The following is a 25,615-nucleotide window of genomic DNA, read 5'->3' on the forward strand; positions in this document are numbered from 1 at the left end:
ACGCCGGCATCCGCGACCGCAACGGCACGCGACCCATCGCAACACTCCTCAATCACACGGGGTGTTGCATCGACCCCTTGAAACCGCCCGGCGTGTCGCGGATGAAACCGCACACCCGCACCGCGAGGCCAGCGCTCAGCGCTGTTGCGACCGTCCGCCGGCACTCGCGGGGCGCCGCGACCGTCGCCGCGAGGAACCGGACGAACCGGCCGCACCGGCCGACCGGCGCGGTGTCGAAGGCCGTGCTGCCGGGGCGGTGGCGACGCGAGCCTCGGGGGCCCGGTACGGCGCCACCTCACCGGCGACCTTGCTCACCGCGTCAGAGTTCGCGGTCACCTGCTGCGGGGCCACCTGGATGCCGGCCCGGCGCAGCAGAGCCTGTGTCTCCCTGCGCTGTTCGGGCAGGACCACGGTCACCACGTCGCCGGCGCTCCCGGCCCGTGCCGTGCGGCCGGACCGATGCAGGTACGCCTTGTGCTCGGCGGGCGGGTCGATGTGCACGACGAGTTCGATGTCGTCGACGTGCACCCCGCGCGCGGCGATGTCCGTGGCGACCAGCACCCGGACCTGGCCGGAGCTGAACGCGGCCAGGTTGCGGTCGCGGGCGGGCTGAGAGAGGTTGCCGTGCAGGTCCACCGACGGGATACCGGCCTCGGTGAGCTGCTTGGCCATCTTGCGGGCGTGATGCTTGGTGCGCATGAACAGGATTCGCCGACCGGTGCCCGACGCGAGCCGGTGCACCAGATCCTTCTTGTCCTGCGGGCCTGCCACGTGGAAGACGTGGTGGGTCATCGCGGGGACGTGCGACTCCGGGCTGTCCACCGAGTGCAGCACCTCGTTGCGCAGGAAACGCTTGACCAGCTTGTCGACACCGTTGTCCAGCGTCGCGGAGAACAGCAGCCGCTGGCCATCGGCCGGGGTGGCGGCCAGGATCCGGGTGACGCCGGGCAGGAAGCCCAGATCGGCCATGTGGTCGGCCTCGTCGATGACGGTGACGGCCACGTTGTCGAGGCTGACCAGCTTCTGCTTCATCAGGTCCTCGAGCCGGCCCGGGCAGGCGACGACGATGTCAGCGCCCGCGCGCAGTGCCTGCACCTGCCGGTGCTGTGAGACACCGCCGAAAATCGTGGTCACCGTGAGGTTGTTCACAGTGGCCAGCGGCGCGAGTGCCGCCGAGATCTGGGTCGCCAGCTCGCGGGTCGGCGCCAGGATCAGACCGGACGGATGCGACGGGCGGCGCTTGCGGCCGGCAAGCCGGCTGACCAACGGAATCGAGAAGGCCAGCGTCTTTCCGCTGCCCGTCTTGCCGCGGCCGAGCACGTCACGGCCGGCCAGGGTGTCGGGCAGGGTCTCCTGCTGGATGGGAAAGGGTGAGCTGATCCCGCGCGCGGTGAGCGCGTCGATCAGGGGTTGGGACACGCCGAGATCGGCGAAGGTCTTGGTGCTGTTCAACTGTCGAGTGCCTTCCAGGCATCAGTGTGCTGAGCCGGCGATGTGTCACGCGCGGTACCTCAACACAGGGTGGCGAGAGTGCCGGTGGGCACCTTCGATCGCCGTGACACGAGCTGTGTTGGTCCACGGGCCATCAGGCGGGGCGGCCAGGCGGTGATGAAGCCGGCGCCACGGTCGATGACTTGCGTTTCACGACGCGTCGGCCTGCAAAGAAACGGCCGACGTGACACCACCCTACCGCACCGGCTCAGGACAGCGGGAATCGCAGCGCCGCCAGAGCCGTCCCCGACCAGATGTCGGCGGTGATCTCCTCCGGACGCACGGCGATCACTTCCCCGCCTTTGTCGAGCACGATGACCGCGATGCGGGAGAGCAGGTCGTAGCCGCCGTCGTCGTAGGTCACGCGGCCATTGGCGTCGTTGAGCCGGCCCATCATGTCGACGGTGAAGTCGTACACGAGCGTCGACACCGCACCGGCGACCGCGGCACGCCCGATGTCGACGAGGTCGGTGGCCACCAGCCCGCGGGCCACCCCGTTGCCGATCTCCTCCACGCGTGCGTTCGAGCGGTGGGCGTTGAGCGCCGAAAGTCCTTGCCTGATACCGGTATCGATCTGATCCGGGCGCAGAGCATCCGCTGCGCCGGGCACCGCGACGATCTCGCGCTTGTGGTCCAGGCTGCGGTACATGTCCAGCAGCGGATCCGTCGCGAACAGGAACAGGGGCACCGTCGACGACGGATCCAGCAGGGCCAGTTCACTTTCCACCGCGTCGGCGACCCGTTTCGCGTAGGTCTCCAGCAGCAGCTTGCGCCCCTCGTCGCCGACGAGTCTGCCTACGTGATCGCGGTCGCGCAGCGTCGCACGGTTCGTCGCGTCCGCCGCGTCGACGGGATGATCACCGGTCAGCGGCAGGGACTCTGCGCGGGTGGTGGCCGTCGCGCGGAGCAGATTCCAGCCGTTCGCCGACAGCGTGAGCGCGAACGCCTCCTGGCGCGAGCTCGCCGCCCGCACCAGCTGGCCGATGTCGAAATACGCGCCCACCTGCGATTGGGACTGCAGGGCGTTGGGCAGCACGTAGACCTCGTGAAAGTCGTCGGCGATGAAGACGGCCAGTGACCGCGACAATCGCAACCACAGGTCGGATTCGGCGATCTCGGCCCACCGGTCACGCAACTGCCCGACCGCGCTATGGCGGGCGCCGCGGTCCCGGACCGTGCGCAGGGCACGGTCGACCGCGCTCTTGGCCTGCAGCAGGCTGTGTTCCCGCAGATCGGGGCCCGGTGAGGTCTCGACGTACACCGTGATCGCGTGCTCGTGTGGCTCGCCGAGCCGGATCAGGTCGGTGGTGTCGGGCAGTTGATATCGCGTCACCGCGCACTCCTTTGTGTCGGGGTCGTCCCACCACCATAGGCACGCGCGGCGAGTGGTCGCCGTGGCTGACGGTCGACTCCCACGGAAACCTCTGTGGAACAACGCTATTGACGGTCACTGAGAGAGACCTCACGGGATCGGCCGGCGGCTGCGAAGATGACCGTGCGCAGAAAGGGGTTGCCCATGGGCTTCGCGGCGGGCTTGCAGCGACGGATGCTGCTCGGCTACCTGGCTGTGTTGCTGGCGCTCTACGCCTCGGTGGCGGTGTCCTCGTGGGACCTGGCTTCGGCATTCGGCGAACGGATCTCTGCCGTGCTGTGCCTTCTCGGCCTGGCTCTCGCCGTCCGGGCGCCGATGGGGGGCGCGCGCTATGTGCTGGCGCTGCTGTGTCTGTGTGCCGCGCCCGTTGCCGCGATGCCCTTCCACGTGTACGACTCCGCGCAGGTGTGGGCGGTGATCCCTGCGATGTTCAGCGCGATCTACATCCGGGCGTGGCACCGGCCGGTGCCGGCCCGCGCGGCCGCGGCGGGTATCGCCGCGGCGACGTGCCTGGGGCTGGCGGTGGCGCCCGCACCTGCGCCGTGGGGGTGGTACGGCATGTTCACGGTGTGCATCATGGCCTCGGCGGAGATCGTCGGCGTGCTGCACGCCACGCTCTACGAGGCGGCGCTGCGTGACCCGCTGACCGGTGCGTGGAACCGCACCGGCGTGGAGCGGCACGCGGCTGAGTTGATGGCCCGCGCGGCCCGGCGATCGGAGCCGGTGGCCGTGATCGCCCTCGACATCGACGACTTCAAGGGTCTCAACGACCGCGCCGGCCACGCCGCCGGCGACCGGGCGCTGGCCCACCTGGTGCGGGATTGGGGACCGCGGCTGCCCGACCAGGCGGTCGTGGGGCGGCTGGGCGGCGACGAATTCGTCGTCGTCCTCATGGGCCACGACGCGTCACGGGCCGTGGACCTGGCTCGCGACCTCGCTTCGGCCGGCCCGGTGAAGGTGAGTGCGGGGACCGCCGTCGGCCACCCTGTCGACGCGCGGTCCCTCGAGGCGCTCATCGCCCGTGCCGACCGCGACCTCTACCGCGTCAAAAGGGAACGCAAGGCCCAATCCGACGGATCAGCCGTCGACGCCCAGCGCGAGGAGTGACACCAGGTCGTAGGCCACGTGCGCGGCGGCGACGCCGGTGATCTCGGCGTGGTCGTAGGCCGGCGCCACCTCGACGACATCGGCACCCACCAGGTTCAGTCCCCGGAATCCGCGCAGGATCTCGAGCAGCTCCCGGCTCGTCATGCCGCCGGCCTCCGGCGTCCCCGTCCCCGGCGCGTGCGCGGGGTCGAGCACGTCGATGTCGATCGACACGTACACCGGCCGAGACCCCACCCGGGTGCGCAGCTTGTCGACGACCTCCCGCACGCCCTGGTAGTAGACGTCGGAGGACGTGACGATGCCGAAACCGAAGCGCCGGTCGTCCTCGAGGTCCTTCTTGCCGTACAGCGGGCCGCGGGTGCCGACATGGGACAGGGCCTCGGTGTCGACGATGCCCTCCTCGACCGCCCGGCGGAACGGGGTGCCGTGTGTGTATGCGGCGCCGAAGTAGGTGTCCCACGTGTCCAGGTGCGCGTCGAAGTGCACGAGCGCGACGGGGCCGTGCTTGGCGGCGGCGGCCCGCAGCAGCGGCAGCGCGATGGTGTGGTCGCCACCGATCGTCACCAGCTTGGCGTTGTCGGCGGTCAGATCGGCGGCGGCGCCCTCGATGGTCTCGATCGCCTCGTCGATGTTGAAGGGGTTCACCGCGATGTCGCCGGCGTCGGCGACCTGCACGAGCTCGAACGGCGACACGTCCATGGCCGGGTTGTAGGGCCGCAGCAGCCGCGACGACTCCCGGACATGGGTGGGGCCGAACCGCGCGCCGGGCCGGTAGGACACCCCGGAATCGAACGGGATGCCGGCGACGACGACGTCGGCGCGCGTCACCTGATCCAGGCGCGGCAGCCGTGCGAACGTCGCGGGCCCTGCGTAGCGGGGTGTGATCGACGCGTCGACGGGTCCGATTTTTTTAGAGGACATGCTCTACTTCCTCCGAGACGATAGGAGTGTTGGCGGCGGGGCCGGCCGGCACCGCGCGGGGACCGGCCGGGCCGAAGACGTCGGCCGGTTCCGGAAAAGCCCACAGCAGAACGGGATACAGGATCGCGGCCACGCCCAGGCCCACCGGGATGCTGAGGTCGACGCCAGCCGCCAAGTTGCCGAGCGGGCCGACGAACTGGCCGGGCAGGTTGACGAAGCAGATCGACAGCGCGGCCGCGATCAGCCAGGCGCCGAGCCCGCGCCAGTTCCAGCCGTGGGCGAACCAGTAGCGGCCACCGCGCTGACGGCGGTTGAACACCTGCAGCGCATCGGAGTCGTACCACCCGCGGCGGGTGAACCAGCCGAGCATCATCACCACCATCCACGGTGCGGTACAGGTGACGATCAGCACCGCGAACGTCGAGATGCTCTGCACCACATTGAAGGCGAAGCGTCCGACGAAGATGAACACGATCGCAAGCGTGCCGATGAACACGGTGGCCTGGACGCGACTGAACCGCGGGAAGACGCTGGAGAAGTCCAACCCGGTGCCGTACAGCGCGGTGGTGCCCGTCGACATCCCGCCGATCAGCGCGATGAGACAGACCGGCACGAAGTACCAGCCGGGGGAGACCTCGAGCAGCCCACCGACGTAGTCACCGTCGTCGATGAACCCCGGTGCGGTGGTGGCGACGACCGTGGCGGTCACCAAGCCGAACAGGAACGGCACCAGCGTCGCGATCTGCGCGAGGAAAGCAGCCAGCATCGGCTTCCACGACGGGGTCTCGCGGGGGATGTAGCGGGCCCAATCACCCAGGAAGGCGCCGAAACTCACCGGGTTCGACATCACGATCAGCGCGGCGCCGACGAACGACGGCCAGTACAGCGGATCACCGGCGACCAACGTGCCCGGATAGCCGGCGTCGAAGGTGCCGCCGAACGCGACGATGCCCGCCAGGAACAGCAGCGTGGCCGCGATGACCGCGATCTTGTTGACCAGCAACATGAACCGAAATCCGTAGATGCACACCACCAACACCAGCAGCGCGAAGACGCCGTACGCCACGCCGACCGCGATGTCGCTGTCCGGCAGGCCCATGGCCCGGTTCGCGCCGCCGACGAGCACGTCGCCCGACGTCCACACCGAGATGGAGAAGAACGCGACCGCGGTCAGCAGCGAGAGGAACGAGCCGACGACGCGGCCGTGGACGCCCAGATGCGCCGACGACGACACCGCGTTGTTGGTGCCGTTGCGCGGGCCGAACAGCGACATCGGCGCGAGGATCGCCGCCCCCAGCAGCAGCCCGGCCAGCGTCGCCAGCAGCGCGTCGCGGAACGACAGGCCGAAGATGATCGGGAACGTGCCGAGCACGACGGTGGCGATCGTGTTCGCGCCGCCGAAAATCAGCCGGAACAGGTCGAGGGGCCCCGCGGACCGCTCGGCGTCGGGGATGGGTTCGACGCCGTGGACCTCCACCTCGGTGGCCTTCGGTGGGGTGGCGATGCCGGTGCCGGTGGTGGCGGCGGGAGAGGTCATGGCGTCGGATCCTCGCGCTGGGGATGTGATGGAGCTAACGGTAGGGGCGGCGCGGAGGCAGCGCAATCGCTTCGATCGCCCAGAGGCGCGGCTTCATGTCGATCTGCCGGTAGAGCGCGACCTTCCCGTCTATGGTGGCGCTCAGTCGCCATGCGAGTGCACCATGTGTCGAGAAGGAAGGGCGGAAAAATCTTGGACGACGTCGACGGTGCGATCATCGGTCTGCTCGAACACGACGGCCGGCTGACCCACCTGGACATCGCCGCCGCCGTCGGCCTGTCCCGCTCGGCCGCGGCCACCCGGGTGCACCGGCTGATCAGCAGCGGACAGGTGGTGGTGCGCGGCGTCGTCCACCCCGCGGTCCTCGGGCGCGGCGCGCTCGCCCACGTCAGCGTCGCCGTCGCCGGGCCCGCGGCGCCGATCGCCCGCGAACTGGCCGGCCGGGGCGACGTCGCGTTCCTGTCGTTGACCAGCGGGCCGTACGGGGTGGTCGCCGAGATCCGCGGGGGCTCGATGACTGAGATCGACCGCGCGATCGGCGAGGTGCGCGCCCTCGACGGGGTGGCGGGGGTCGACACGCTCGGCTACGTCGAGGTGGTGCGCGACGTGATCGGTCCCGTCGGGGAGGTCGGTGTCGCGGTCGACGACGTCGACCGCCGGCTGCTGCGCGCGCTCCAGGACGACGGGCGCGCGTCGTACGTCGATCTGGCCGCGGCCGTGGGACTCTCACCCGCGGGAGCGCGCCGGCGGGTGGTGCGGCTGGTGGAGAACAACGTGGTGCGCGTCGGTGCGGTGGTGCGGCACTCGGGCCAGGACCAGCAGAGTGCGCTGGGTCTGGGCATCCGGCTGACCGGCCCGCACGACGACGTCGTCTCGGCGCTGCGGTCGATGCCGGCGGTGATCTTCCTCGCCCGCGTCCTCGGCCGCTACGACCTCCTGGTCACCGTCCGCGCGTTCTCCTCCGCACAGCTGGTCGAGATCCTCGACGTGGTGCGGGAATTCGACGGTGTGGGCGCGGTGGACAGCTGGGTGCACCTCGACGTGGTCAAGGAGAACTACGCGTCGGGTTTTCCGGCCTGAGCTATCGCAGCGCGGCGAGCGCGCCGTCGACGTCCTCGCTCGTCGTCGCCCACGAGCACACCAGGCGCCACACCGGCTCGTCGAGGTCGGGCTGGTGCACGGTGTAGGACCGCGACAGCCGGTCGATCGCGTCGGGATCCAGCCGAACGAACACCTCGTTGGCCTCGACCGGAGAGGCCAGCGCGAAACCGAGGTGCTCGAGGCCGTCACCGAGCGTGCGGGCCATCGCGTTGGCGTGCGCGGCGTTCTGCAGCCACAGATCGTCGGTGAGAAACGCGAGGAACTGCGCGGCGACGTAGCGGTGCTTGCTGGCCAGGTGGCCGATCTGCTTCTGCACGAACGCGATTCCGTCGAAGTGTTCGGGCCGGCGGACCAGGATCGCGTCGCCGAACAGCATGCCGTTCTTGGTGCCGCCCACGGTGACGACGTCCGCGTCGCCGACCGCGTCGATCGGCGAGACCTGCTGGGCGGCAATGGCGTTGGCCACGCGTGAACCGTCGACATGGACGAGCAGGCCGAGGTCGTGGGCGTGGTCGACGAAGCCCTTGATGTCCGGCGCCTGCCACACCCGGCCGTTCTCGGTGGACTGGGTGATGGTGACGATGCGCGGCTGGGAATGGTGCACCGGGCCGCGCCGGGCCACCCGCCTGTCGAGTTCGTCGACTGCGATGAGGCCGTCGACGCTGGGCAGGCGGGTCAGCTGTGCGCCGGAGAGCCGGACCGGGCCGCCGGCCTCGTCGAGGAGCACGTGCGCGACGTCGCTGCACAGGATCTCGTGCCACGGCTGCACCGCCGAGGCGAGCGCGATGATGTTGGCCGCGGTGCCGGTGAACGCGTAGAGCACGTCGGCGCCGGGAGAGTCGAACGCCTCGCGCAGCGCGTCGGCGGCCTGTGCGGTGACGGCGTCGTCGCCGTAGGAGGGCGCCGGACCGTCGTTGGCGCGGGCCAGGGCGTCGAGCGCCGCCGGGTGCGCGGGTGCGGCGTTGTCGGAGGCGAAGGCGGCAGAGACGGGCACGTTGGCCATGATGCCCCTCCCTTTCCGCGGAAGCGCATTCCGGGCTGCGATCGCGCGATTTTCGCAGCCAGGAATGCTATTCCGCGGGAAAGGCGTGGCGGGTGGCCAGCCAGGCGAAGAACTCGTCGGCGGTCAACACCGGCTTGCCGTACTCGTGGGCCTTGCGTGCCTTGCCCGACTGCGTACCCGCCTCGGCGGTCACCAGCACATCGCAGCGGGTCTTGCTCACCGTCTTCACCGGCGCCAGCCCCGCCGCCAGCGCGAGTCGTTCCATTTCGTCGCGGTCCACGATGCGTCCGGCCGTATCCTGCGCGATGCCGGTGAAGCAGACGCGCACGCCCGGCGCGAGGGCGTCTTCGGCAGCGTGATCGGCAGATCCGATATCGCCGGTGATATCGGCTCCGAGCAAGGACTCCGCCTTCCGCAGCCGGGCCACCACCTCGTCGGTCAACCGCACCCGCGCCGCCGCGGCGCGCAACTGGTCGGCCACCGACTGACGCGCGGCCGCCTCCCACCCCGACTCGTCGAGGTCACGCACCGGCGCGCCCCCGAGCAGCACGGCGCCGACGTCGCGGCTGATCCGCAGCAGAGCCGAGAGCCCGGGCAGGTGGTCGGCCGTGGGCGTCGGCGCCGTGGGGTCCCGGCTGACCAGCAGTCCGGACCCCTCCACGGCGTCGGGCTCCTCGAACGCCGTCGACCCGTCCGCGGCGTCGGTGTCGCGCAGCGCCTGCAACGCCGCGCGGGCCCGCTCGAGCGCGGTGCGCCCCGTGACCCGCGTGCGCAGCTCGACGCCCAGCGGCATCGCGGTGACGTACCCCAGCCGCTTGAGCTCGAAGTCGAGCAGGCCGAGTTGCTCGTCCACCCCGGCGCCCACCGGGGTGAACCCGGCGAGCATCGGCGCGATCACCGCCCACGCCTCGCGCAGTGTCGGCGCGAGCAGCACATCGGAAACGGTGATGCCGTAGGCGGTGCGCGCGTCGGCCAGATCGCGCTGCGGGTTGATGAGCGTGGTCACCGCGGTGCCGTCGTCGAACGCGACCGCGAGCTCCACCGGCCGCGGCCGCGACATCCGGCCCTCGTCGCCGACCGTCAGCATCCCGAACGCGCAGAACCGCCGCGCCCCGGAGCCGTCGCCCGCCCCGCGCAGGAACCGGGCGATGCGCCGGTCGGTCTTCAGATCCTTCGGCAGCACAGGTCTTTTCAGCACCAGGCCGGCCAGCGACGTGCAGCGGCTCAGCGCGACGTACAGCTGGCCGGTGGAGAACATGCCGCCGGTCAGGTCGACCACCACGCGCTCCAGCGTCTGGCCCTGGCTCTTGTGAATGGTGATCGCCCACGCCAGCTTGAACGGCAACTGCGTGTAGGAGCCGATCACCTCGCGGCTCAGCGACCCGCCCGTCAGCACCGGCCGGGTGGCCTCCCAGCTGAACGGTGCGACGTCGGCGCACGAACCGTCCGGGAACTCGACGTCGACGACGGCGCCGTAGCGGTCGTACCCGACGCCGACCACACGGCCGATGCTGCCGTTGACCCAGCGGTCGCCCTGGTCGTTGTTCAGCATCATCACCTGCGCGCCGACCTTGAACCGCAGCGTCTCCTCGACCGGGGGGTCGAACAGGCTGAGATCACCGGAAGCCTTGGCGTGGTGGACGAATTCGTCCCCGGAAAGCCTTTCGAGCTGCTGACGGTTGCGCGCGGTCACCAGGCGGTTGGTCGGTGCGAGCGTGAGCCAGAACTCGTCCTCAGGCGGGACGAAGTCTTTGTCGGCGCGGGCGTTGAGCTGCTCCTGCGCGTGACCCAGCAGCACGCCCTCGCGAATCTCGTTGAGAATGGCCGTCATCCGGTCGTCGCCGAGTTGGCGGAACACCGTGGTAAGCGAGACGGTCGGAAAGTCCTCGCGGCGGAAGGAACGGGCGGAGAAGAAGTCAGAGGGCGGCTGGAGCCGCGTGGTCATCGAGAAGCCGTTCGGTCACGATNTCTGGAGTTTGACCACGCTGGGCATCACGGTGGCGGCCACCTGCTCGACCGAACCGGGCCAGCGCCGCGGCGACCATGTCGAAGACGTCGGCGCGCACCATCGACGCCTCGTCGATGATCAGGGTCTGCAGCGAGGCCAGCGTCTTGGTGAAGCGGCCGGGCCGGTAGTCGCCGCCGCGAATGTCCTCGAGCGTCGTCGTGGTGCGGAAGCCGAACAGGCGATGAATCGTGTAGCCGTCGACGTTGAGCGCGGCGATGCCGGTCGGCGCGACCACGACGACGCTGCGGTCGGTGTCGGCCATGAAGCGGCGGATCAGCGTCGACTTGCCGGTGCCCGCCTTACCGGTGAGGAAGACGTGACCGCCGCCGCCGAGCAGGTCGAGCGCGTGGCGGAACTCGTCGGTCAGGACGATGTCCGGCATGGCTCACCAATGTAGCGCCGGCACCCCGCCCAACGAGAAGCCATGGTCGTGCTGAGCGTCGATTCGCAGCCCGGAATGCTATTCCGCGGGGGAGGTCGGCGGCTTGGAGCGCCACGCTCGCCAGCCGCGGTGCGCGGCGAACGCGCCCGCGACCGCCGTCACGCACCACACCGCGATCGCGGCGATCAGCAGCGGCGCCGAGAACGAGCCCAGCGTGGAGCCCAGCGCCGTGTACGCGAACGCCTTGGGCGCCGAACCGATGACCGCCCCGACGGCCATCTGCCACACCGGCACACCGAACGCGCCGAACGCGTAGGAGGCCAACGCATCGTTGATGCCCGGCACGAACCGCTGCCCGACCACCGCCCACAGCCCGCCGCGGCGGATCAGCGCGTCGATCTTCGCGGCGCGGTCGGGTCCGAGCAGCGCGCGCGCACTGTCGCGGCCGGCCCGCCGACCCGCGACACTCGTCAGCACCGCCGACCCGACGGTCGCGCCGAGGGTCACGAACGTGCCAAGCACCGGGCCGAACAGGAACCCGCTGCCCCCGGCGAGCAGCGGTCCGGGCACCAGCAGCGCGCCGAGCACCGAGGACACCGCCACGTACGCCAGCGGGGCCAGCGGGCCCGCCGATTCGATGACGTCGCGCACCGCCTCGACGTCGATCACGCGCTGCACGGCGGTCAGGTAGAACAGCACGGCGAGCAGCGCCGCGAACAGCGCCAGCCGCAGGATGTGGCGGCGCCGCGACGTCTCGGGAGTGCCCTCGGTGTCAACCATGCCGAACGCCATCCTGCCGCAGCCCGTTAAGTTGGCAGAGTGACTGCGACGGCGGGGGAGCTGACAGGAACGGAACGCGCGGTGCTGCTGGTGCTGATGGCCCAGGCAGGGCCCGTGCCCAACCCGGAGCTGGCCGCACTCGGCCCGGCGCTGGACAAACCCGGCCGCGACAAGCTCAATCGGCTGGGCCTGATCTCCTCCGAGCGGGTGGGCAGCCGCTTCGTCCACGAGCTCACCGACCGCGGCTGGCGAATGTGCCGTGAGCTCATCGATGCAGCGCCGCCGCCGCGGGCCACCGGCCCGGCGAAGGCGCTGCAGACCGTGCTCGCCGGGCTGGGCCGCTATCTGCGGGCCGCCGACCTGAGTCTGGCCGACCTCTTCGGTGAAGCCACCCCGGTCAGCGTCGAGGACCGCATCCGCGCGGTGTACACCGAGCTGGCGCCGCGCCCCGGCGGCTGGGTGCCGCTGCGCCGGCTGCGCGCCGAACTCGACGCGCCGCGCGACGCCGTCGACGCCGCTCTGGTGGCGTTGCACCGCACGCCGGGGGTGAGCGTGATCCCGGAGGAGAACCAGAAGACCCTGACCGACGAGGACCGCGCTGCGGCGGTCGTGATCGGTGACCGGCCCAAGCACCTGATCGCGATCGACGCGTGATGGACACCGCGCAGCGCGACGCCCTGGCCTCGCTGCGGCTGACGTGGGCGCCGACGAGCGACGACCTGTGGCGCCCGCAGGCGGCCACCCACGTCAGCGGGCTCAACGAGGCCGCCGTCGACGACGTGATGGCGGCCTTCGGCGACGCCCTGCGCGATGAGGCGTCCACGCCGCTCGGTGTGGTGATCCGCGGGCCGGCGGGATCGGGCAAGACGCACCTGCTGGGGCAGATCCGCGAACGCGTGCAGGACGGGGGCGGTTACTTCTTCGTCGTCGAGCTGCTCGACGCGGCCAGCTTCTGGGAGTCGGTGCGCAGCGGCATCCTGGAGAGCCTCGGCCGGCCGGGCCGCCGGCACGAGACGCAGCTCAAAGACGTCCTGTGGGACCTGTCCTCGCTCGCGCACGTGTCGCGCGCCGACCGCCGGGCGATCATCGGCGACGACGACCTGGACGCCGAGACGCTGTACCGCTTCATCATGGCCCTGTCGAAGACCGCGAAAGAGACTGTGCGGCAATGTCATCAGGTTCTGCGCGCCCTGGTGCTGGTGGCCTCCAACGACTTCCTGGCCCACGACATCGGCGAGGGCTTCCTGCAGGGCAGTGAGGAGTTCACCGCCGAGGAGCGCGGGCCCTGGGGGTTGCGGGCGGCGCCGGCGTCGGCGCAGGAGTGCGTGCGCGACCTGGCCCGGCTGGTCGCGCTGGCCGGGCCGTCAGTGCTGGCCGTCGACCAGATCGACACGCTGATCGCTCAATCGGTGGCCGGCAACGGCGACGGGGACATCGTGCTCGAGCAGGTCGCGCACGGCCTGATGGCGGTGCGCCAGACGATGCGCCGCACGGTGCCGGTGGTCGCGTGCCTGCCGACGGTGTGGAAGCACGTCGAGGACAACGCGACCGCCAGTGTGCGGGACCGCTTCCGGGTCACCGGCGTGCTCACGCCGCTGCCGACCGCCGACATCGGCCGGGCCATCCTGGAGCGCCGATTCGCCGGGAGCTATGGCTCGGTCGGTTTCACCCCGCCCTACCCGAGCTGGCCGATCGCACCGGAAGCCTTCGAGGAGGCGCCGTCGTACACGCCGCGGCAACTGCTGATCCGCGCCGACACCCACGTGCGGGAATGCCTCAGACACGGCGACGTCGTCGAGCTGGGTCACCTGCGCGCCGATGAAACCCTGTGGGACAGGGACACCGACGACGAGACGGCGCCCGTGTCGTCGGCGCTGGACCGGCGCTTCGCCGAGTACCGGCGGCGCGCGGTGCCCATGGCGGCGGTCGCACCGGACGGCGAGGACGTGACGGTGCCCGAACTGCTCAGCGCGGCGCTCACCGCCTGGATCGCCGAACGCGACGGCGAGCAGACGTTCGTCTGCGACCCGCCGCCCGGCACGCACGTCACGCTGCACGCCCGGCTGCGCGAGACGCTGGACAGCGCGACCGAGGACGAACGGCACTGGGCCTTCCGCGCGGTCGCGGCGACCCATCCCAGCGCCGCGCTCAGCCGCGTCCGAAAAGCAGTCACCGCAGCGGGATTCGGATCCGGTTCGGGCCGCAGGCAGCTGTTCCTGCTGCGCAATGCGCCGTGGCCGACCGGAAAGAAGACCGCCGAGGAGCTCGCGGCGTTCCACGCCTGGGGCGGGCGGACCGTGCCGCTCACCGAAGACGACATCCGCACGATGGCGGCGCTGCGTGACCTGTTTGCCGAGGACGATCCGCAGTTGGCGAGCTGGCTGCGGGCGCGCCGTCCGGCCCACCGGATGGCGCTGCTGGCCGACACCCTGGGCGACGGCACGGTCGAGGAGGCGACCGAGCCGGAGTCTGAACCCGAGCCCGAGCCCGTGGACGACGCTCCCGTCGTCGACGTCCCCGACACCGAGGTGCCCCTGGGCCGCGACCTGCACAGCGGGGATCCGGTCTCGATTCCGCTTGCGGCGCTGCGCAAACACGTCGCGATCTTCGCCGGATCCGGCTCGGGCAAGACCGTGCTGATCCGCCGGCTCGTCGAGGAGTGCGCACTGCGCGGGGTGTCCGCGATCGTGCTCGACCCGAACAACGACCTGTCCCGGCTGGGCACGGCGTGGCCGCAGAAACCCGAGGGCTGGCAGCGCGCCGACGACACCCGCGCCGAGGAGTACCTGCGCAACACCGAGGTGACGGTGTGGACCCCGCGGCGCACCAGCGGCCGCCCGCTGGCGTTCCAGCCGCTGCCCGACTTCGGCAGCGTCGTCGACGATCACGACGAGTTCTTCGAGGCGGTCGAGGCCGCCTGCTCGGCGCTCGAACCGCAGGCGCTGATCACCGGCAAGACGCAGAAGGCCACCCGTGCTCGTGCCGTGCTGCGAGAAGCGTTGCAGCACTACGGCAGAACGGATGAGCCGACGCTGGCCGGGTTCGTCCGGCTGCTCGCCGACCTGCCTGAGGACATCAGCAACATGGCCGGGGCGCGTCAGATCGCCGAGGACCTGTCGCAGAACCTGCGGGCGGCGATGGTCAACGATCCGCTGTTCGGCGGCGCCGGCACGCCCGTCGACCCCGGCGTGCTGCTCACCCCGTCCGAGGGCTATCGGGCGCGGGTGTCGGTGATCAGCATGATCGGCCTGCCATCGGACGAGCAGCGGCAGAGCTTCGTCAACCAGCTGCAGATGGCGCTGTTCGCCTGGATCAAACGAAACCCCGCCGGCGATCGGCCACTGGGTGGGCTACTGGTGATGGACGAGGCGCAGAACTTCGCTCCCTCAAGGGGTTTCACCGCGTGTACACGCAGCACGTTGGCGCTGTCGTCGCAGGCCCGCAAGTACGGGCTCGGACTGGTGTTCGCCACCCAGGCGCCCAAGGGGCTCAACCTGAACATCCCCGGCAACGCCGCGACCCAGTTCTACGGCCTGCTCAACGCGCCCGCCCAGATCGAGACGGCCCGCGAGATGGCTCGCGCGAAAGGCGGTCTGGTCGACGACATCAGCCGCCTGCGGGTCGGCAACTTCTACGTCGCGACCGAGGGCGAGGCGTTCCACCGCGTCGTCGAGCCGTGGTGCCTGTCGTTCCATCCGTCGAGCCCGCCGTCGGCCGACGAGGTGCTGGCGCTGGCGGTGCAGCAGTGAACCGCGTGTTCGTCACGGCCGGCGAACTGTCCGGAATGCTCGAGCGCGGGGAGCCCGTCACGGTGCTCGACGTGCGGTGGTCGCTGGCCGAGCCCGATGGCAGCGCCGCCTTCGAGCGCGGTCATCTGCCCGGCGCGGTGTACGTGTCCCTCGACGACGAACTCTCCGACCACAGCGTGACCGGCCGCGGCCGACACCCGTTGCCGTCCGGATCCGCGGTGCAGGCCGCCGCCCGCCGCTGGGGGGTGCGGACCGGGGTGCCGGTGGTGGTCTACGACGACTGGAACCGGGCCGGTTCGGCGCGTGCCTGGTGGGTGCTGACCGCAGCCGGCATCCCCGACGTGCGGATCCTCGACGGCGGGCTGGCGGGGTGGACCGGTGAATTGCACTCCGGCGCTGTGGTTCCCGAGCCCGGGGACGTGACGGTGGCGTTCGACGACCTGTACGCCGGCGCGCGCAAGGCCGTCACCGCGGACGAGGCGGCCGATGCTCCGGTGCTGATCGACGCCCGGGCGCCCGAGCGGTTTCGCGGCGACACCGAACCCGTCGACCCGGTGGCCGGCCACATCCCCGGTGCGCGCAACGTACCGAGCACCAGCCTGCTGCGCGGCGACGGCACCCTCCTGGATCACGACGACCTGACCCGGTTGTTCGACGGCGCCGGGCCGGCGCCCGCGGTCTACTGCGGGTCGGGCGTCACCGCGTCGGTCGTCATCGCGGCGCTGGCGTCGGTCGGGGTGGACGCGGCGCTGTTCCCCGGGTCGTGGTCGCAGTGGAGCGGGGAGTCAGCGCGCCCGGTCGCTCTCGGCGAGTGAGCCGGTCTCCTCCAGGTCGAGCACCGGGGTGGGGCGCCGGAAGCCGCGGGTGACCACCAGCAACCAGACGAAGCCGATGGCCAGCCAGATCAATCCGATCGTGAGCGCCGTTCCGGACAGGCTGGTCCACAGCCACGCGGTGAGCAGGAAGCCGATCGCCGGCGCGATCACGTTGAGCAGGATGTTGCGCTCCCGCATGTCGACGAAGTAGTGCTTGATCACCGACAGGTTCACCACCGAGAATGCCACCAGCGCACCGAAACTGACGACCGAGGCCAGGATCGCCAGGTCGATCCAGATGGCCGCCAGCGAGATCACGCTGACCGTGAGGATGGCGTACACCGGGGTGCTGAACTTCGCCGACACGTGCCCGAACACCTTGCGCGGCAGGATGCCGTCGCGGCCCATCGCGAACAGGATGCGGGCCACCGACGCCTGCGACGTCAGTGCCGACCCGAGCGCACCGGCGACGTACGCCGCGGTGAAGAACGTGTTGACGAACGACCCGCCCGCGGCGAGCATCACGTCGGTCGACCCGGTGTCGACGTCGGCGAACTGGTTCGACGGGAACACCAGCTGCGAGATGTACGACAGCAGGATGAAGATGATGCCGGAGACGATGGTCGCGATCATGATCGCCTGCGGCACCGTGCGCTTGGCGTCGCGGGCCTCTTCGGAGAGGGTGGACACCGCGTCGAAGCCGAGGAACGACAGACACAGGATCGCCGCGCCGGCCAGGATGGGGCTCATCCCGCCCGCGGTGCCGTCCCCGGTGAACGGTGACATCAGGTCGACGGTGCCGTAGCCGGTGGTCTTGGACACCGCCAGGACGACGAACACCACGATGAAGATGGCCTGGATCGCGATGATGAGGAAGTTGGCCCGCGCCACCGACACGATGCCGACGATGTTGAGCACGGTGACGATGGCGATCGACGCGATCACGATGGCCCACGCGGGCAGCGCGGGCAGCGCCGCATTCAGGTACAACCCGATCACCAGATAGTTGAGCATCGGCAGGAACAGGTAGTCGAGCAGCAGCGACCAGCCGGCCAGGAAGCCGACGGGCGCGCCGAACGTCCGCTGCGTGTAGGTGTAGGCCGAGCCGGCGACCGGGATCGCCGCCGACATCCGGGCGTACGACAGCGCGGTGAACACCATCGTGATCAGCGTGACGATGTACGCCAGCGGGAGTCGACCGCCGGAGGTCTCGGTGACGATGCCGTAGGTGGTGAACACCGTCAGCGGCACCATGTACACCAGACCGAACAGCACCAGCGACGGAAGTCCCAGCGCGCGTTTCAGGTGGCCCTCGTGCGGACCGGTGATGTATTCGGCGGTCATGAGTCAGCTCCGTTCTCGGCCCGGTAGGCCGGTGCGCCGCGTAGGTAGGTGGCGCGGATCGCCACTGCCGGGAGGTCCAGTGGCGCCGTGGCCCGCGGGTCGCGATCCAGCCATATCAGGTCGGCGCTCGCCCCGGGGGTGAGAACACCCCAATCGTTATCGGCGAACGCCTGATTCGCGACCCCGGCGGTATATGCGGACAACGCCCGCTCGATGGGCAGGATCTCGTGGGGCGTCCAGCCGCCGTCGGGCTCACCGTCGGAGGTGCGCCGCGACGTCGCGACCGCGATGCCGTCCAGCGGGGCGCCCGAGGACACCGGCCAGTCGGAGCCGAAACCCAGCGGTGCGCCGGAGGTGTCCAGGGTGCGGATCGGGTACTGCTTGTCCGCACGCTCGACGCCCAGCCGTGGGACCGTCAGCACGGTCATCAACGCGTCGAGCTGTGCCCACAGCGGCTGCATGTTCGGGATGACGCCCAGCGCGGCGAACCGGGCCAGATCGGCGTCGTCGATCAGCTGGCAGTGCGCGATCACCGGCCGGCGGTCCCGCGGGCCGTTCACCCGGACGACGTGTTCGATCGCGTCGAGGGCCTGGCGCACCGCGGCGTCGCCGATCGCGTGGATGTGGATCTGCAGACCGAGATCGTCGACCTGGCGCGCCGCCTCGGCGAGCGAGTCACCCTCCCAGTTGCGCATGCCGTGCCTGTGCAGGCCCGAGCAGTACGGCTGCAGCAACGCACCGGTCTCGTTCTCGACGACCCCGTCGGCGAAGAACTTGACGGTGTTCGCGGTGAGCAGCGGGTTGGCGGCGTCGGCGACGGCGCGCCGCTGCTCGTCGAAATGGGTGACCTGGCTGTCGAAGTGGCGCGGATCGGCGTAGAGCGCGAGGTTGAACCGCATCCGCAGCGCACCCCGGCGGGCCGCCTCGACGTAGGTCGCCACGTCGGCGGGCTCCACCCACGCGTCCTGCACCCACGTCACGCCGCGGGCGAGGTAGTAGTCGGCGGCCGTGTCGAGTGCCGCGATCCGCACCTGCTCGTCGCGCGGCGGCATCACCGCCATCACGAGATCGGTGGCGCCCCACTCCCGCAGCGTGCCGAGCACGGATCCGTCGTCGCGTCGCGGAATCTCGCCGAGCACTGGGTCGGGGGTGTCGGCGGTGATGCCGGCCCGCTCCAGCGCCGCCGTGTTGCACCACACCGTGTGGTAGTCCCACGCCCGCAGCACCACCGGGCGGTCCGGCACCGCGGCGTCGAGCCAGCGCGCGTCGAACAATCCGCCGGGAGCCAGGCTGCCGTCGTAGGAGGCGCCGACGATCCATTCCTCGTCCGGGTGTTCCTCGGCGTACTGCTTGACGGCGAGGACGATCTCGTCGACCGAGGTGCACGGCCGCACCGCCGGGCCGACCGCCTCCAGACCGCCGTAGAGCGGGTGGGCATGCCCGTCGCCGAACGACGGCATCAGGAACCCGCCGGCCAGATCGACTGTCTCCGCCTGCGCCCCTTGCGTTCTCGCGTCGTCACCGAGTGCGGTGACCACGCCGTCGACGACCAGCACAGCGTCGGTGTCCGTGTCGCCGGTCCACACCACGCCGCCGGTGAACAGCGTCGCGCTCACTTGACCACCGCCGTCGCCTCGTGCCCGGCGCCGTAAGGCCGTTGCGTGTCCACGGGTTCGGTGAGTGCGGCATAGGTGTCGGGCCGGCGGGTGAGCAGGAACGGGAACAGTTCCAGCCAGTCGCGCCGCTGATCCAGGTCGAGATCGGCCACCAGCACCGCCTCCTCGTCGCGGGGGGCCTGCACCAGCACGCGGCCGTACGGATCGGAGATGAACGACGACCCGTAGAAGTTCAGGGCACCCTCGTCGCCGGTGCGGTTGGGTACCACCATGAACAGCCCGCTGTTGATGCCGTTGCCGACGATGACGTGCTGCCACAGTGGCCGGGTGTCGAAGTCGGGGAAGACCGGCTCGGAGCCGATGGCGGTCGGATACACCACGATCTCGGCGCCGGCGAGCGAATAGTTGCGCGCCACTTCGGGGAACCACTCGTCCCAGCAGGTGGGCATGCCGAGGCGGGCGCCCAGACCCTCGGGTGCGTAGACCGGATACGGGTCGGCGTCCGGACCGGGGCCGGGCCGGAAGTAGGTGTCCTCGTAGTAACCCGCCGAGATCGGGATGTGCAGCTTGCGGGTGCGGCCGACCAGGGCGCCGTCCGGCGAGACCAGGATCGCGGTGTTGAAGCCCAGCCCGTCGGCGTCGGGCGCGCGCTCGTAGAGGGAGGCGTGCACGAAGATGCCGTTGGCCGTGGCGGCCTCGGCCGCCAGCGTGAACGTCGGGCCGGTCTCGAGGTCCTCGGTCAGCGCGGCCGCGTCGTCGCCGCCGGGACGGTCGGCGGGGTAGCGCAGCAACGTGATCTCGGGCAAGAACACCACGGCGGCGCCTTCGGCGGCGGCCTGGTCGATGCCCGAGCGCAGGGTCTTGGCGAGGTCCGCGGCGTCGTCACGCCAGCGGTGCTGCACGAGCCCGACGCGCAGCGGCGGCCGGTCCGACGGGGTCGAACGGGTCAGCGGCGGCGCGGCCGGGGCGGTCAGAGTGATCATCACGCTCCTAAAACGAATGAAGTTCGTTTATTGTGAACTGAGTCACCGAACCGCGCAAGAGGAGAGGTTTCCGTGGGCCGACCCCGCACGCCGCTGCTGTCGACCGACCGGATCGCCGAGGCCGCGCTGGACCTGGTGGTCGCCACCGGCGGGTTCACCATCGCCGGGGTCGCGCGCAAGCTGAAGGTGCAGCCGTCCTCGCTCTACAACCATGTCGCCGGCCGCGACGACGTCGTCGAATTGCTGCGCGAGAGAGCGATGTCGGAGGTCGAACTCCCGGCCGACGACCCGGCCCGGCCGTGGCGCGACGTGGTCGCCGACATCCTGCGGTCCTACCGGCGCAGCTTCGCCCGGTACCCGCAACTGATCCCGCTGCTGACCGAGTACGCCGTCAACAGCCCGCAGGCGATGACGATGTACAACGCACTGGCGACCACGCTCACGCGGGCAGGTTTCGATCCGGCCGACACGCTGAGGGCGATCACGCTGATGGACTCCTTCGTGCTGGGGGCCGCGCTCGACGTCGCCGCCCCCGACCAGCCGTGGCGCGCCCGGCCCGAAGTCGGCCCGGAACTCGCTGCCGCACTCGAGACCGGGTCGCCCAAACCGCAGCGCGCCGACGACGCCTTCGAGTGGGGCCTGGCGGTGCTGCTGCGGGGGCTGGCGTGACGCGTCGCTAGAACTGCACGCCGCGGGTCAGCGCGCCATCGACCACGAGGTTGGCTCCGGTGATGAAACTCGCTGCGGCACTGCTCAGGAACACCACGGCGTTGGCGATCTCCTGCGGGGTGGCCATCCGGCCGGTCGGGTTCAGCGCCAGTGCCTCGGCGAACAACGCGGGGTTCTCGGCCTCGATCGTCGGCCACACCCCGCCGGGGAAGTAGGTGTTGCCGGGGCTGACGGTGTTGGCGCGCACGCCTTGGGCGGCCAGCTTGTGCGCCATCCCCTGCGTGTAGTGGATGATCGCGGCCTTCATCGTCCCGTACGGGCCTGCCGCGAAATCGACCTCGCGGCCTGACACACTCGAAATCGTCACGATCGAACCGGCTTTCGACGCCATCAGATGCGGCAGCGCCGCGTCGACGAGCCCGATCGTGCCCATCAGGTCGACCTCGAACGAGGCCCGCCAGTTCTCCGTCGACTCCGGGATCGCCAGCGCGCTGACGTTCGCGACCACGCCGTCGAGGCCGCCGAAGGCCTCGGCCGTGGCCTGCACCCACGCGGTCAGCGCCGCCGCATCCCCGACGTCCACCACCGAACCCTGCGCACTCGCGCCGTCGGCTTCCAGCTCCTTCTGCGAGTCGGCGACCGCCTCGGGCGTGCGCGCACAGTAGGCGACAGTGGCGCCCTCGGCGAGCAGACCCTCCACGACGGCACGGCCGATGCCACGGGTTCCGCCGGTGACCGCGAAGCGCTTCCCCGTCAGGCCGAGATCCATACGAGTCCCTCTCTAGTAGGTGATGGTACCGAAAGACTGTGCAGACCAACGCATCTCGTCGTGAATGCCACCGAACGCGGGAGCCACTGGCAGCAGTCGCTTGTCGATCTTGGTGACCGAACTGTAGTTCGTGTCGACCACGTTGGCGATCGGTGCGAGCGAGATCTGGCTCAGTAGCTGGTAGGCGTCCAGACGGTCGAGCCCGTAGAGCTCGCCGAGCCAGGTGATCATCTCCACCTGCGCAGCGCGCCATGCCTCCTCCAGTGGGCGGCCCGACCCCACACACATCAGATGCGTGTCGGTCTCCAGCCGCGGCCACGCCGGGCCGCCGCCCTTGACCAGCCCGACGATCGCGGTCACGTTCATCGCGCCCTCGACCGCGGTGCCGCATGACTCGCCCTCACCCTGCCGGTAGTGCCCGTCACCGAGGGAGAACAGTGCGCCGGGCACGTTGACCCGTAGATAACAGGTCGCCCCCGCGGTCATCTCCGGGGTGTCCATGTTGCCGCCGAACACGTCGGGCACCAGCGAGGTCCGCACCTCACGGTGCGCGGGTGCGACGCCGACGGTGCCCAGCATCGGGTTGGCGGGCAGTGCGAGCTCGAAGTCGCTGCCGTGCGCGGAGAACGCGACGGTGTCGGTGGCGGAGTCGTATTCGTAGATGTAGGTGCGTTCGGGCAGTGGATCCTGCAGCGTCGGGCTGACCGGCACGCTGGTGAGCCCGCCGAAGAACGGGATCAGCGTGGACGCCCCCCAGGTGCGCGCGGGCGTCAGGTCGACCAGGTGGACGACCAGGGTGTCGCCGGGCTCGGCGCCCTCGATCCAGAACGGGCCGGTCTGCGGGTTGAGATCCTCGGTGTCGAGCGCCGTGGTCGCGACATCGGCGGAGCTGGTGATGCGGCCGCCGTACGCGTCCTCGGTCCACAGCGTCAGCACCGTCGGCGGCGTGATCCGCAGGACGGGGGCCGCGCCGCCGAACGTGTAGGCCATCTGGTCGGTCGTCGGGATGAACGTGACGTGATCCATGACCGCCATCCTCGTCCGGCGGAGCGCATGCCGCCATAGCATGAGGATGTGGCCGACCAGATGGGTGAAGAGCGCGACTTCAACCAGCGCAACATCGACGAGTTCCGGGCCAACGGCGGGAAGGTGGGTGGCCAGTTCGAGGGCTTCCCGCTGCTGCTGTTGACCTCGACCGGCGCCAAGAGCGGCGAGCAACGGATCAACCCGATCGCCTACTTCGATTTCGACGGGGCGATCTACGTCGTCGGCTCCGCGGCGGGCCGGGATCGAGACCCCGCGTGGGCGTTCAACATTCGGGCCCATCCCGAGGCTGTGGTGGAGATCGGCTCGGATCCGCCGCGGCCCGTGACCGCCCGCGAGCTGCCGCGCGAGGAACGGGACCGCATCTACCGGCGGGTCGTCGAGCAGGCGCCGGGCTTCGGCGACTACGAGCAGCGCACCGACCGCGTCATCCCGATCTTCGAACTGGTGCCCGCCGACTGACGGGAATGTGACGGCCGTCGCAGCCGTTGGCACGACCATGGCGACGATGACCAGCACCGAGCGTGAACAGTATCTGGCCGACGTGCACGTCGGCGTCGTGGCGGTCGAACGGCCCGGCCGGGCGCCGCTGGCGGTGCCGATCTGGTACGGCTATCGGCCCGGCGGCGACGTACTGCTGTGGACCGAGACAGATTCGGTGAAACACAAGCTGATTCGCGATGCGGGCCGCTTCTCGCTGACCGTGCAGGACGAGCAGCCGCCCTACCGTTACGTCACCGCCGAAGGCGACGTCACCGGCATCGGGCAAGCCGAGGACACCGAGGTACGTGCCCTCGCGGTGCGCTATCTCGGCGAGGAGGCCGGTCACCAGTTCACCGATGAGAACCTGACGCCGACGTCGCTCGTCATCCGTATGCGTCCGCAACGCTGGCTGAGCGCCGATTACTCGAAGTGACCCCGCGGCACCGGCGAATCTGCGACGGTGTCCACCATGCGTGTGCTGGTGGCGGCGTTATCGGTGATCGGACTGCTGACGGCAGGTTGCGGGAACGCGCCGTCGCCTGGTGAGTCGTCGTCGCCGGCGCCGTCGGCCGCCCCGGCTCCCACGGTGGACAACGCCGGTGACGGCGGGCCGGAAGGGTCGATGACCGTCAGCTACGAGGACGCGACGACGCCCGACGCGATGGCGGGCCGTGACCTGCTGCAGAACAACCAGGTGCTCGAGGACATGGCCGACGACGTCAACCAGACGCTCGCACTGCCCTACGACGTCTCGCTGCTCGGAGTGCAGTGCGACGAAGCCAACGCGTTCTGGGACCCGACCGCAAAGACCGTCACGATCTGCTACGAGGACGCCGCCAACAGTGAGCGGATCTTCACCGAGGCAGGCGATCCCGACCCGGCGGCGAGTGCGATCAACGCCGAATGGGCGACGTTCTTCCACGAGGTCGGGCACATGGCGGTGACCCTGTACGACCTGCCGGTCACCGGGCGGGAGGAGGACGTGGCCGACCAGCTGGCCGCCTACATCCTGCTGACACCCGGCGACGACGGCAAAGCCGACCCCGAGTCGGTGCAGTCGGTGAAGGACTTCGCGCGGGTGTTCAACGCCTCGGGCAACGCCGACGTCACCGACGACGACATGGCCGACGTGCACTCGCTGGACAAGCAGCGCGTCTACAACCTGGAGTGCTGGATCTACGGGTCCGACCCGGAGGCCAACGGCGACATGGTCGGTGACGGTCAGCTGCCCGAGGACCGCGCGGACGGATGCGCCGACGAGTGGGCGCAGCTCGACAAGGCGTGGTCGACGCTGCTCGACCCCTACTTCCGGAGCTAGCGCGGCGGCGCCGGCGCGGGCGGCGCTGCGGGCGGGGGCGGCGGCGTCCCGGGCGGCGGCATCACGGGCGGAGGCGGTGGCGGCGGGGGAGCAAGGAGCCGCACGATGTCGGGCTTCATCGCCTGCAGCTGCGCACCCCAGTACCCCCAGCTGTGCGTGCCGTTGGGCGGGAAGTTGAAGATCGCATTGCGCCCGCCCGCCGCCAGGTACTTGTCGCGAAACTCCTTGTTGGTCGCGATGGTGATCGTCTCCAGGGAACCGGCGCTGAGGTTGATGCCCAGATCGGTGCCGGTGTCGAGGTCCGAGGCGATGCCGTTGCCGCAGTAGATCCACAACGCGGTCCGGTTGGCGACGAGCCGGTTGATGTTGAGCATCGGATCGGCGCGCAGCCAGGCCGGCGAGCCGGACGGACCCCACATGTCGTACGAATCGAAGCCGCCGGCGTCCTGCATGGCGATGTCGATCAGCGGTGGCCAGAACTTCTGCGACGGAGCCAGATACCCCGACAGCGACGCGGCGAACTTGTACTGGCGCGGATAGTAGGCCGCCATCGTCAACGCTGCGCTGCCCGACATCGACAGCCCGACAACGGCATTGCCGAACGGATCCTGCCCGCGGTTGGCGGCCAGCCAGGTCGGCAGCTCGTTGGTCAGGAACGTCTCCCACTTGTAGGTCAGCGTCCCGTTGTTGTTCTTGGCAGGCCGGTACCAGTCGGCGTAGAAGCTGGACTGGCCGCCGACGGGCATGATCACCGACACGCCGGACTGGTAGAACCACTCGAACGCGGAGGTGTTGATGTCCCAGCCGTTGAAGTCGTCCTGCGCGCGTAACCCGTCGAGCAGCAGCACCGAATGCGGCCCACCGCCCTGGAATTCGACGCGGATGGTGCGACCCATCGACGGCGACGGCACGTCGAGCTGCTCGATCGGCAACCCCTCGCGGGAGAACGCGTGCGCCTGCGGGTGCGGGGCGATGGTCAGTGCGGTGACGGCGAGCAGCGCCGCGACGACGAAGCGACGGACGCGCTGTCCCAGTGAGGCCACGCGCGCGAACCTATCCCCGGCCCGCACCGCCGCCCGCGGGCCGCGCGGGCGGTGACCGGGTTGTTATCGACCTGTTGTCA

The 25,615-nt window shown here is 70.3% G+C and carries 22 protein-coding genes and 1 pseudogene; 9 read left to right on the top strand and 14 right to left on the bottom strand.

Features of this window, described 5'->3' with window-relative positions:
• Positions 1–135: 135 nt before the first annotated feature.
• Entirely contained in the window at positions 136–1,452 is a 1,317-nt protein-coding gene (locus MCHUDSM44219_RS07930; protein WP_048417700.1) for a DEAD/DEAH box helicase, read from the bottom strand.
• 247 nt (positions 1,453–1,699) lie between these two features.
• Entirely contained in the window at positions 1,700–2,824 is a 1,125-nt protein-coding gene (locus tag MCHUDSM44219_RS07935; protein ID WP_048417701.1) for a baeRF11 domain-containing protein, read from the bottom strand.
• Positions 2,825–2,980: 156 nt separating this feature from the next.
• Between MCHUDSM44219_RS07935 and MCHUDSM44219_RS07940 the strand changes: the two genes are divergently transcribed.
• A complete protein-coding gene (locus tag MCHUDSM44219_RS07940) occupies positions 2,981–3,970 on the top strand; it encodes a GGDEF domain-containing protein (RefSeq protein WP_082162103.1) in 990 nt (329 codons plus the stop codon).
• Here MCHUDSM44219_RS07940 and speB read toward each other — a convergent pair.
• The gene (gene speB / locus MCHUDSM44219_RS07945; protein WP_048417703.1) at positions 3,941–4,891 is read right to left on the bottom strand and encodes an agmatinase; all 951 of its coding nucleotides are present in this window, start codon (positions 4,889–4,891) and stop codon (positions 3,941–3,943) included. The two genes, MCHUDSM44219_RS07940 and speB, sit on opposite strands and share 30 nt — an antisense overlap.
• Positions 4,881–6,428, bottom strand: coding sequence for a purine-cytosine permease family protein (locus tag MCHUDSM44219_RS07950; RefSeq protein WP_048417704.1), 1,548 nt, complete (start codon positions 6,426–6,428; stop codon positions 4,881–4,883). The genes speB and MCHUDSM44219_RS07950 overlap by 11 nt, the downstream gene beginning before the upstream one ends.
• 192 nt (positions 6,429–6,620) lie before the next feature.
• Between MCHUDSM44219_RS07950 and MCHUDSM44219_RS07955 the strand changes: the two genes are divergently transcribed.
• Entirely contained in the window at positions 6,621–7,508 is an 888-nt protein-coding gene (locus MCHUDSM44219_RS07955; RefSeq protein ID WP_172506319.1) for an Lrp/AsnC family transcriptional regulator, read from the top strand.
• Position 7,509: 1 nt separating this feature from the next.
• Here MCHUDSM44219_RS07955 and MCHUDSM44219_RS07960 read toward each other — a convergent pair whose 3' ends face one another.
• The 4 genes and pseudogenes from MCHUDSM44219_RS07960 to MCHUDSM44219_RS07970 all read right to left on the bottom strand — a co-directional run bounded on the left by MCHUDSM44219_RS07960 (position 7,510) and on the right by MCHUDSM44219_RS07970 (position 11,702).
• Positions 7,510–8,532, bottom strand: coding sequence for a threonine aldolase family protein (locus tag MCHUDSM44219_RS07960; RefSeq protein WP_109777635.1), 1,023 nt, complete (start codon positions 8,530–8,532; stop codon positions 7,510–7,512).
• A gap of 67 nt (positions 8,533–8,599) precedes the next feature.
• The gene (locus MCHUDSM44219_RS31605; RefSeq protein WP_413783589.1) at positions 8,600–10,477 is read right to left on the bottom strand and encodes an ATP-dependent DNA helicase; all 1,878 of its coding nucleotides are present in this window, start codon (positions 10,475–10,477) and stop codon (positions 8,600–8,602) included.
• 23 nt (positions 10,478–10,500) lie between these two features.
• A pseudogene (locus MCHUDSM44219_RS30815) lies at positions 10,501–10,922 on the bottom strand (AAA family ATPase); the annotation flags it as partial.
• A 78-nt stretch (positions 10,923–11,000) separates the two neighbouring features.
• A complete protein-coding gene (locus MCHUDSM44219_RS07970) occupies positions 11,001–11,702 on the bottom strand; it encodes a TVP38/TMEM64 family protein (RefSeq protein ID WP_048417735.1) in 702 nt (233 codons plus the stop codon).
• A 39-nt stretch (positions 11,703–11,741) separates the two neighbouring features.
• On the opposite strand from MCHUDSM44219_RS07970, the gene MCHUDSM44219_RS07975 reads away from it, so the two are divergent.
• The 3 genes from MCHUDSM44219_RS07975 to MCHUDSM44219_RS07985 are packed head-to-tail and all read left to right on the top strand — an operon-like array spanning position 11,742 to position 16,266.
• Entirely contained in the window at positions 11,742–12,356 is a 615-nt protein-coding gene (locus MCHUDSM44219_RS07975; protein WP_048417706.1) for a hypothetical protein, read from the top strand.
• Complete coding sequence (locus MCHUDSM44219_RS07980; RefSeq protein ID WP_048417707.1) at positions 12,356–15,451, top strand: helicase HerA domain-containing protein; 3,096 nt, start codon at positions 12,356–12,358, stop codon at positions 15,449–15,451. The genes MCHUDSM44219_RS07975 and MCHUDSM44219_RS07980 overlap by 1 nt, the downstream gene beginning before the upstream one ends.
• Positions 15,448–16,266 (top strand): sulfurtransferase, encoded by an 819-nt coding sequence (locus tag MCHUDSM44219_RS07985; RefSeq protein ID WP_082162104.1) that lies wholly within the window; start codon positions 15,448–15,450, stop codon positions 16,264–16,266. The genes MCHUDSM44219_RS07980 and MCHUDSM44219_RS07985 overlap by 4 nt, the downstream gene beginning before the upstream one ends.
• Here MCHUDSM44219_RS07985 and MCHUDSM44219_RS07990 read toward each other — a convergent pair.
• From MCHUDSM44219_RS07990 to MCHUDSM44219_RS08000, 3 genes are read right to left on the bottom strand one after another with little or no spacing between them, the layout of a single operon-like run.
• Positions 16,237–17,610, bottom strand: coding sequence for an APC family permease (locus tag MCHUDSM44219_RS07990; RefSeq protein ID WP_048417708.1), 1,374 nt, complete (start codon positions 17,608–17,610; stop codon positions 16,237–16,239). The two genes, MCHUDSM44219_RS07985 and MCHUDSM44219_RS07990, sit on opposite strands and share 30 nt — an antisense overlap.
• Positions 17,607–19,226, bottom strand: a complete 1,620-nt coding sequence (locus MCHUDSM44219_RS07995) for an amidohydrolase (RefSeq protein ID WP_048417709.1) — start codon at positions 19,224–19,226, stop codon at positions 17,607–17,609. Before MCHUDSM44219_RS07995 ends, MCHUDSM44219_RS07990 begins: the two co-directional genes overlap by 4 nt.
• Entirely contained in the window at positions 19,223–20,209 is a 987-nt protein-coding gene (locus tag MCHUDSM44219_RS08000; RefSeq protein WP_048417710.1) for a nitrilase-related carbon-nitrogen hydrolase, read from the bottom strand. Before MCHUDSM44219_RS08000 ends, MCHUDSM44219_RS07995 begins: the two co-directional genes overlap by 4 nt.
• Before the next feature lie 72 nt (positions 20,210–20,281).
• On the opposite strand from MCHUDSM44219_RS08000, the gene MCHUDSM44219_RS08005 reads away from it, so the two are divergent.
• Complete coding sequence (locus tag MCHUDSM44219_RS08005; protein ID WP_048417711.1) at positions 20,282–20,878, top strand: TetR/AcrR family transcriptional regulator C-terminal domain-containing protein; 597 nt, start codon at positions 20,282–20,284, stop codon at positions 20,876–20,878.
• Between the two features lie 7 nt (positions 20,879–20,885).
• On the opposite strand, the gene MCHUDSM44219_RS08010 is transcribed toward MCHUDSM44219_RS08005, so the two are convergent.
• Positions 20,886–21,647 (bottom strand): SDR family NAD(P)-dependent oxidoreductase, encoded by a 762-nt coding sequence (locus tag MCHUDSM44219_RS08010; RefSeq protein ID WP_048417712.1) that lies wholly within the window; start codon positions 21,645–21,647, stop codon positions 20,886–20,888.
• A gap of 12 nt (positions 21,648–21,659) precedes the next feature.
• Positions 21,660–22,673, bottom strand: coding sequence for an acetamidase/formamidase family protein (locus tag MCHUDSM44219_RS08015; protein ID WP_048417737.1), 1,014 nt, complete (start codon positions 22,671–22,673; stop codon positions 21,660–21,662).
• A 60-nt stretch (positions 22,674–22,733) separates the two neighbouring features.
• On the opposite strand from MCHUDSM44219_RS08015, the gene MCHUDSM44219_RS08020 reads away from it, so the two are divergent.
• The 3 genes from MCHUDSM44219_RS08020 to MCHUDSM44219_RS08030 are packed head-to-tail and all read left to right on the top strand — an operon-like array spanning position 22,734 to position 24,492.
• Positions 22,734–23,153 (top strand): nitroreductase family deazaflavin-dependent oxidoreductase, encoded by a 420-nt coding sequence (locus MCHUDSM44219_RS08020; RefSeq protein WP_082162108.1) that lies wholly within the window; start codon positions 22,734–22,736, stop codon positions 23,151–23,153.
• A gap of 37 nt (positions 23,154–23,190) precedes the next feature.
• Entirely contained in the window at positions 23,191–23,607 is a 417-nt protein-coding gene (locus tag MCHUDSM44219_RS08025; RefSeq protein ID WP_172506320.1) for a pyridoxamine 5'-phosphate oxidase family protein, read from the top strand.
• Between the two features lie 36 nt (positions 23,608–23,643).
• Positions 23,644–24,492, top strand: coding sequence for a DUF4344 domain-containing metallopeptidase (locus tag MCHUDSM44219_RS08030; RefSeq protein ID WP_048417714.1), 849 nt, complete (start codon positions 23,644–23,646; stop codon positions 24,490–24,492).
• Here MCHUDSM44219_RS08030 and MCHUDSM44219_RS08035 read toward each other — a convergent pair.
• A complete protein-coding gene (locus MCHUDSM44219_RS08035) occupies positions 24,489–25,535 on the bottom strand; it encodes an esterase family protein (protein WP_048417715.1) in 1,047 nt (348 codons plus the stop codon). The two genes, MCHUDSM44219_RS08030 and MCHUDSM44219_RS08035, sit on opposite strands and share 4 nt — an antisense overlap.
• Positions 25,536–25,615: the final 80 nt, after the last annotated feature.

The sequence above is a fragment of the Mycolicibacterium chubuense genome (assembly GCF_001044255.1).
In the GTDB taxonomy this organism is placed as follows: domain Bacteria; phylum Actinomycetota; class Actinomycetes; order Mycobacteriales; family Mycobacteriaceae; genus Mycobacterium; species Mycobacterium chubuense.

What these genes read in the sequence shown, in the direction of transcription:
- MCHUDSM44219_RS07950 (WP_048417704.1), bottom strand. Translation starts at nt 6,428, where the DNA reads ATGACCTCTCCCGCCGCCACCACCGGCACCGGCATCGCCACCCCACCG.
- speB (WP_048417703.1), bottom strand. Translation starts at nt 4,891, where the DNA reads ATGTCCTCTAAAAAAATCGGACCCGTCGACGCGTCGATCACACCCCGC.
- MCHUDSM44219_RS07940 (WP_082162103.1), top strand. Translation starts at nt 2,981, where the DNA reads ATGACCGTGCGCAGAAAGGGGTTGCCCATGGGCTTCGCGGCGGGCTTG.
- MCHUDSM44219_RS07980 (WP_048417707.1), top strand. Translation starts at nt 12,356, where the DNA reads ATGGACACCGCGCAGCGCGACGCCCTGGCCTCGCTGCGGCTGACGTGG.
- MCHUDSM44219_RS08000 (WP_048417710.1), bottom strand. Translation starts at nt 20,209, where the DNA reads ATGATCACTCTGACCGCCCCGGCCGCGCCGCCGCTGACCCGTTCGACC.
- MCHUDSM44219_RS08030 (WP_048417714.1), top strand. Translation starts at nt 23,644, where the DNA reads ATGCGTGTGCTGGTGGCGGCGTTATCGGTGATCGGACTGCTGACGGCA.
- MCHUDSM44219_RS07970 (WP_048417735.1), bottom strand. Translation starts at nt 11,702, where the DNA reads ATGGTTGACACCGAGGGCACTCCCGAGACGTCGCGGCGCCGCCACATC.
- MCHUDSM44219_RS07960 (WP_109777635.1), bottom strand. Translation starts at nt 8,532, where the DNA reads ATGGCCAACGTGCCCGTCTCTGCCGCCTTCGCCTCCGACAACGCCGCA.
- MCHUDSM44219_RS08025 (WP_172506320.1), top strand. Translation starts at nt 23,191, where the DNA reads ATGGCGACGATGACCAGCACCGAGCGTGAACAGTATCTGGCCGACGTG.
- MCHUDSM44219_RS07990 (WP_048417708.1), bottom strand. Translation starts at nt 17,610, where the DNA reads ATGACCGCCGAATACATCACCGGTCCGCACGAGGGCCACCTGAAACGC.
- MCHUDSM44219_RS31605 (WP_413783589.1), bottom strand. Translation starts at nt 10,477, where the DNA reads ATGACCACGCGGCTCCAGCCGCCCTCTGACTTCTTCTCCGCCCGTTCC.
- MCHUDSM44219_RS08010 (WP_048417712.1), bottom strand. Translation starts at nt 21,647, where the DNA reads ATGGATCTCGGCCTGACGGGGAAGCGCTTCGCGGTCACCGGCGGAACC.
- MCHUDSM44219_RS08020 (WP_082162108.1), top strand. Translation starts at nt 22,734, where the DNA reads ATGGGTGAAGAGCGCGACTTCAACCAGCGCAACATCGACGAGTTCCGG.
- MCHUDSM44219_RS08015 (WP_048417737.1), bottom strand. Translation starts at nt 22,673, where the DNA reads ATGGATCACGTCACGTTCATCCCGACGACCGACCAGATGGCCTACACG.